Consider the following 5,968-nt stretch of genomic DNA (forward strand, 5'->3'; position numbering starts at 1 on the left):
AAAGACTTGACTGCGCATAAGAAAGCGTCCACCTAGAGCGAAATGATTGAAACCTATATTTTATTGGACTATAAAAAAAAGGCATCCCGAAGGATACCTTTTTCTAATTTGTCAATTGGATTAGTTAACCCAGCTGCTCATTGTTTTTTCGTATGATACCAATTCTTCTTCTTTGAAGAACAGGCCGATTTCGCGCTCTGCGCTTTCAGCAGAATCCGAACCGTGGATCATGTTTTTGCCGACAGTAACTGCGAAGTCGCCGCGGATTGTTCCTGGAGCTGCATCTTTAGGGTTTGTAGCGCCCATCATTTGACGTGCAGTCAAAATAACGTTTTCGCCTTCCCAAACCATTGCGAATACAGGGCCTGAAGTGATGAATTCAACCAATTCACCGAAGAAAGGACGCTCTTTGTGCTCGCCGTAATGCTCTTCTGCCAATTCAGTTGGAATCTGCATCAATTTAGCACCAACCAGATTATAGCCTTTTTTCTCGAAACGAGCGACGATTTCACCGATTACATTGCGTTGCACACCATCAGGTTTAACCATTAAAAATGTTTTTTCCATTAATGAACACTCCTCTGTTAAAAGCTCGGGCATTAGTTGCCCACCTTAAAAAATACTATCATTATGAAGCCGTTTGTCAACTGGAAGCTTAAAATTTCCGCTTTCCGATGAACAGGGCGATTTTTCGCATCGTTTTATTGGCAGGGCCTTTCGGCAGATGAGCAAGCTCTTCCAGCGCTTTATCAAGATACTGATCGCTGAGCGCCTTCGCTTCCTGCAATGCGGGACTGTTTCGGATCAGCCGCACGATCTCCATACGCTCACTGTCTGACATTTCTTTTCCTAGGGCGTTCTTCAGCTTACTGTAGATTTCAGGATTTCTGCGCGCAAACAGGACAGGGAGCGTAATGTTCCCTTGCACGAAGTCACTGCCTGCCGGTTTCCCCAGCTCTTCATCTGTGGAAGTGAAATCAAGAATATCGTCTGTGATCTGAAAGGACATACCGATGAAATAACCGAATCTGCGCAGCCGGGCTGCCGTTTGTGCATCCGTTCCGGATACAGTGGCACCCAGTTCACAGCTGGAAGAAATCAGCAGAGCCGTTTTCCTTTTGATGCGGCGAAGATAATCCCTGAGTGACTGATCCAATTTGAATTTATCTTCAATCTGTATAATTTCACCGCGGCACACTTCTATCATGGTTTTGGCAAGAATGCGGTGGATTTTTGGATCTTCAACAACCGTAATGTATTCAAGTGCACGCGCCAAAATGAAATCTCCCGTATACATTGCTACGCTATTATTCCACTGGGCTTTCACCGTCGCCTGCCCGCGCCTCATCTCAGAGTCATCAATGACATCGTCATGGACAAGGGAAGCCATGTGGATCAATTCAAGCGGAACCGCAACCTGTTTCATCACATCAACATTATAATTGCCGAATTTGCCTGCAAGCAAAACAAAAACAGGCCGGATTCTTTTTCCCCCGGCCTGCAACAAATGTAAGGAAGCTTCATTAAGGAGGAGGGAATTGGAACCCACAGCTACTTCTAATTCTTTTTCAATCTTATCCAATTCCGGTCCAAGGTCGGAATAGAGCAACTTCAACTTCACCTTTTCCACTTAAAAACCTTCTCCCGCTACTTTACTTTTTTAATACCCATATGCAGTGCAGCTGCCCCGCCGGTATAAGGCTTGTATTTAACCTTTTCAAAACCGACGTCAACAAACAGCTTCGCTAATTGTTTCATCCCTGGAAAACCTTTGGCCGATTCCTGCAGCCAGGAATATTCCTTATAGCTCTTCGCGAAAAGTTTTCCGAATACCGGCATGATAAACCGGAAATAAAACCGGAAAAACGGCTTGAACAGGAGGCTTTCAGGCTGTGATGTTTCCAGGCATGCAATCATTCCACCTGGTTTCAGCACGCGGTGCATTTCTGACAGAACCTGTTCATAATCCGGTACATTCCTGAGTCCGAAACCGATGGTCGCAAAATCAAATGTATTATCCGGATAAGGCAGTGACATCGCATTGCCCTGCACGAGCTCCACCTGAGGGAGATGGCTAGTTTTCTGTTTCCCGACATTCAGCATATTCTGGCTGAAATCAAGGCCTACCACCCTGCCGTTTGTGCCGGCAGCCTCAGCCAGCGCAATGGTCCAATCGGCAGTTCCACAGCACACATCGATTGCAGAGGAGCCTGGAGCCACCTGCATCTTATGTATTGTGTCTTTTCGCCATTTATTGTGCTGCTGAAAACTGATGACCGAGTTCATCTGATCATAGTTCTGTGAAATCTTTTCAAATACTTCATGGACTCGCTGTTCTTTCGTTTTAGGCATCCTAGTCATCCTTCTCGGGTAAGCTGTTCAGCTAAATGCTGATGCGGAGTGATTTGATGTAGCATGAAATTCTTCAGTTGAAAATCCATCGGATAAGCATCCAATGCTTTCGTCAATTTAAGATGCAGTGAATCAAGTTTATCGAGAAGCCAGCGTTCTGAATAGAGGGGCAATGGCAGCGCGAGATTCAACTTGCGCAGAATATTGGTTTCAAGCCCGGCATGCAAATAATCCAATTGTCGTGAATAATAGACATACTCCATCGCCGGCTCTGCAATAACAGCATATTGGGAGAAACCATAATAATCATAGAAAATACGCAATAAACTAGTTTCAATGACTTCTGCGGCGTTTTCGATGCCAGCAAGCGAAATCGTTTTCTTTTCATACAAAGATGCTTTCTTTTCGCTGACGCCGATAATGCCGCTCGCCAGCATTTGAATCAATTTTATATTATTTGAATTGCTGAGCATTTGATAATAAATCCCACTGTAGAAATCACCGGCCAAAACCGTTAACTGCTGGCTTTTACTGATTGGAGATTCTTCATTGACCTGATCATGGGCGTGCAGGGCAGCATAGACGATTGCCACTGTTTTGGCAGCATCCTCAACTTCTTCCGTCCACTTTTGGCCGTCAAAAAAAGGCAACAGCAAAAAGAACAAACGGGACCGGTCTATAGACGGGCCTGCTGTATATTTATCGAGTGTCCGCTGATGCAAAGCCTGCAGGACATCGATTTCCATTAATGTGATTTTCGAATGTATTTGTAAGTCATTCATACTGCGTGCTCCATTCGTGATTTGACAATTCTACATTAGTTCTACATAAGTATAACACAGCACCGGAACCGGCTTCACCCATTTGGTCTTATTTCCTGGATTCACTTTCGACCATTCCATGCTCTGAATGGATCTCGGCTTTTCCGCGAATTTTTATCGCAGAAGTATGTTCTGTGAACTGGGCAATCATGACTTCGCCTTTGTCCAATTTCTCTGTATGATGGAATTTTGTATCATTGCCCCGTGTCAGTCCGATGACGTTCACTCCATCTTCCTGAGCCCGGATCACTATATATTCAGTCTGAGCCATTTCGCCACCCGCTTTCCATTTGCTGGTATATGTTAAAAATCAATTTTTATTGATGTAAGTTATTACTTCAGATCGTTTAATAGCATCGGTTTCCAGAATTCCGCGAGCCACTGCCGTGATTGTCATGGCTCCGGGTTTTTTGACCCCCCGCATGGTCATGCACAGATGCTCCGCTTCCACCATTACAAAAACACCGTGCGGATTCAGCGTCTCCATCATCGAATCGGCAATGGTTGAAGTGATCCGCTCCTGCAGCTGCGGACGTTTGGCGACAGTTTCCACGGCTCTCGCCAGTTTACTGAGGCCCGTAACGACTCCGTCACGCGGAATGTAGGCAATATGCGCCTTGCCGAAGAACGGCACCAGGTGATGTTCACACATAGAATAAAACGGGATATCTTTTACAAGAACCAATTCTTCGTGCCCCTCATAAAAAACAGTCTTGAAATATTCCTTCGGGTCTTCTTTCAAGCCGGAAAACACTTCCGCGTACATTTTTGCCACACGTTTGGGTGTGTCAAGAAGGCCTTCACGCGCAGTATCTTCACCCACAGCTTCCAGGATCATCAAAACAGCCTTTTCAATTTTTTCCAGATCAACGTTCTGCAATTCCGTATCGGTCACATTGGTTCCTCCTGTAAAAGACGAATGCCCATACATTCTTTAAATTATGTAATTTCTGCTTCATCTCTGTTGTTATATTTTATTTATTTCATTATCGTATATGGATTCTCTCAATAATTTGATGGAATGGCCTATATCGTCCGCCTTCAACCATCTCAGCATAAGAATCTTAGCATATGAGGGCAGGTTTTGGAAAGCAAGCTGTTTTTTGGAGGACGTCTTCCTAGGAGGAACGGTTCAGCTTTTGTGTCCGGAATTTTCCCCCAATCAAAAAGAATGGCCCCAACGGAATCTCCATTCCGGCGGAGCCATTCTATGTACAGCACTGCAGCTTATTTCACTGCATCTTTAAGTGCCTTACCAGGCTTAAATGCAGGTACTTTACTTGCAGCGATTTCGATTTCAGCACCAGTTTGTGGGTTGCGTCCTTTACGGGCAGCGCGTTCGCGTACTTCGAAGTTACCGAAACCGATCAACTGTACTTTATCACCTTTAGTTAATGCGCCTTGAATCGCTTCAAATGCAGCGTCAACTGCTTTAGCGGCGTCTTTGCGGGAAAGCTCAGCTGCTTCAGCAACAGAGTTCACTAATTCTGTCTTGTTCATGCTATTCACCTCCTCTCAAAGGGGATGTTTACCATCAATCCTGTAAAAAGAGTATCACATAGAAAAACGCATAGCAACCACTATTACCGCGGTTTTGGCAGAATCAGGACAAATACTGACAAAATATTCTAAAAAGAAGGCTTTTCTATCAAAAACCTTGATAAATCACCATTCCTTAGTCATTCATGAAAACAGGCTCCCTGTTTTCGTCGATTGTGTACGGCAGTGAATAAGCCGGTACTACAGGGTGATCTTCATAGAGAAGGAACCGGATATCCTGCCCTTCCTCAAGCTCCCCTTCATACTCCTGGAGCGCTGTAAAAAGATCCATGGAATAATCGACATATACGTCACCGCTGCCTGTGACGACCAGCGGCAGATTTCTTCCGCTGTAGGGGCTCAGGACAGTGGGCTCTTCTTTAAAACCCATTAAATTATAGTTGAATCTGTATACATTATCTGCCACGATTTCGGCAATCGGCGCTTTTCCGCCATTAGCGCTTTTTCTGACATTTACAGTGCGGATCGTTTCAGGTATGCGCAGATCCACTAATTTTACTGACGGATTCTCTTCTACATCCACCAGGACGTATTGGAAAATACCTCCCGTTTCAAAAGCATTGGGGGGAATTTTCGAAATATGGGCGGGAACGATTTTAGAAAAATCAATTGGATATTTTATATACTGGTCCACGTCCATATCACGTGTTTTGATGGGCAATAAGCCCCCGCTTGCATTACGGTATTTATTTACTCCATCCTGCACAGAAATCAATTGATCCTCATGGGGCATCAAACTTTCCGCACGTTCACTTTCCGGATACATGCATGCACTCAGAAATAAAGGAATGGCCAGTAGCAGGAATAAAAAAACTGCCTTTTTCATGTTTTTCACCTCATGCGCCGCCAGTTGGTCCGCTGAATACAGTGAACACCATTATGAAGAATCCAAGTATCAGGAGGATATATGCAACCAGGGCGAAAATAAATTTTAGAAAGCCATTATTCAATTTGTATCTGCTTAAGTAAATCATTCCCATGGATATGATCAGAAACGCAATCCCGGCAAACGATACCCACATTTTGTCCAAAGAACTCATAAAACAGCCGCCTCTCGTTCAGTTTCAGTGAATAGTATAGCACAAGACGAACCTTAGTGCCGGTTGAGTATTTGACGATCCGAGCACAATTACACAGCGGCATTCAACCCTTTTTACACCATAAAAAAGAAGCGGTTAACAGCACCGCTTCCCAGCTATATAAGTTGAACTAATAATCTTCAATAATCGATATTG

General features: G+C 44.4%; 9 protein-coding genes. All 9 read right to left on the reverse strand.

The genetic code is table 11. The features are described from left to right. Positions 1-120: 120 nt before the first annotated feature. The 9 genes from ndk to KW93_RS16465 all read right to left on the reverse strand — a co-directional run bounded on the left by ndk (position 121) and on the right by KW93_RS16465 (position 5,773). The gene (gene ndk, locus KW93_RS16425; RefSeq protein WP_033544138.1) at positions 121-567 is read right to left on the reverse strand and encodes a nucleoside-diphosphate kinase; all 447 of its coding nucleotides are present in this window, start codon (positions 565-567) and stop codon (positions 121-123) included. Between the two features lie 88 nt (positions 568-655). After that, a complete protein-coding gene (hepT, locus tag KW93_RS16430) occupies positions 656-1,630 on the reverse strand; it encodes a heptaprenyl diphosphate synthase component II (protein WP_033544139.1) in 975 nt (324 codons plus the stop codon). 17 nt (positions 1,631-1,647) lie between these two features. Next, positions 1,648-2,352 carry a demethylmenaquinone methyltransferase gene (locus KW93_RS16435; protein WP_033544140.1) on the reverse strand — a complete coding sequence of 235 codons (705 nt, stop codon included), beginning with the start codon at positions 2,350-2,352 and terminating at the stop codon, positions 1,648-1,650. 5 nt (positions 2,353-2,357) lie between these two features. Continuing rightward, a complete protein-coding gene (locus KW93_RS16440; protein WP_033544141.1) occupies positions 2,358-3,134 on the reverse strand; it encodes a heptaprenyl diphosphate synthase component 1 in 777 nt (258 codons plus the stop codon). Positions 3,135-3,222: 88 nt separating this feature from the next. After that, positions 3,223-3,444: a trp RNA-binding attenuation protein MtrB gene (gene mtrB / locus KW93_RS16445; protein WP_033544142.1), complete on the reverse strand. Its 222-nt coding sequence runs from the start codon at positions 3,442-3,444 to the stop codon at positions 3,223-3,225. A gap of 39 nt (positions 3,445-3,483) precedes the next feature. Beyond that, complete coding sequence (gene folE, locus KW93_RS16450; protein ID WP_033544146.1) at positions 3,484-4,053, reverse strand: GTP cyclohydrolase I FolE; 570 nt, start codon at positions 4,051-4,053, stop codon at positions 3,484-3,486. A 347-nt stretch (positions 4,054-4,400) separates the two neighbouring features. After that, complete coding sequence (locus tag KW93_RS16455) at positions 4,401-4,673, reverse strand: HU family DNA-binding protein (protein ID WP_033544143.1); 273 nt, start codon at positions 4,671-4,673, stop codon at positions 4,401-4,403. A gap of 175 nt (positions 4,674-4,848) precedes the next feature. Further along, on the reverse strand, positions 4,849-5,559 hold the full coding sequence (locus tag KW93_RS16460) for a hypothetical protein (protein ID WP_033544144.1): 711 nt from the start codon (positions 5,557-5,559) through the stop codon (positions 4,849-4,851). A gap of 10 nt (positions 5,560-5,569) precedes the next feature. Beyond that, positions 5,570-5,773, reverse strand: coding sequence for a DUF2768 domain-containing protein (locus tag KW93_RS16465; RefSeq protein WP_033544145.1), 204 nt, complete (start codon positions 5,771-5,773; stop codon positions 5,570-5,572). Positions 5,774-5,968 lie beyond the last annotated feature (195 nt).

Source organism: Planococcus sp. CAU13, assembly GCF_000775575.1.
Taxonomy (GTDB): Bacteria; Bacillota; Bacilli; order Bacillales_A; family Planococcaceae; genus Planococcus.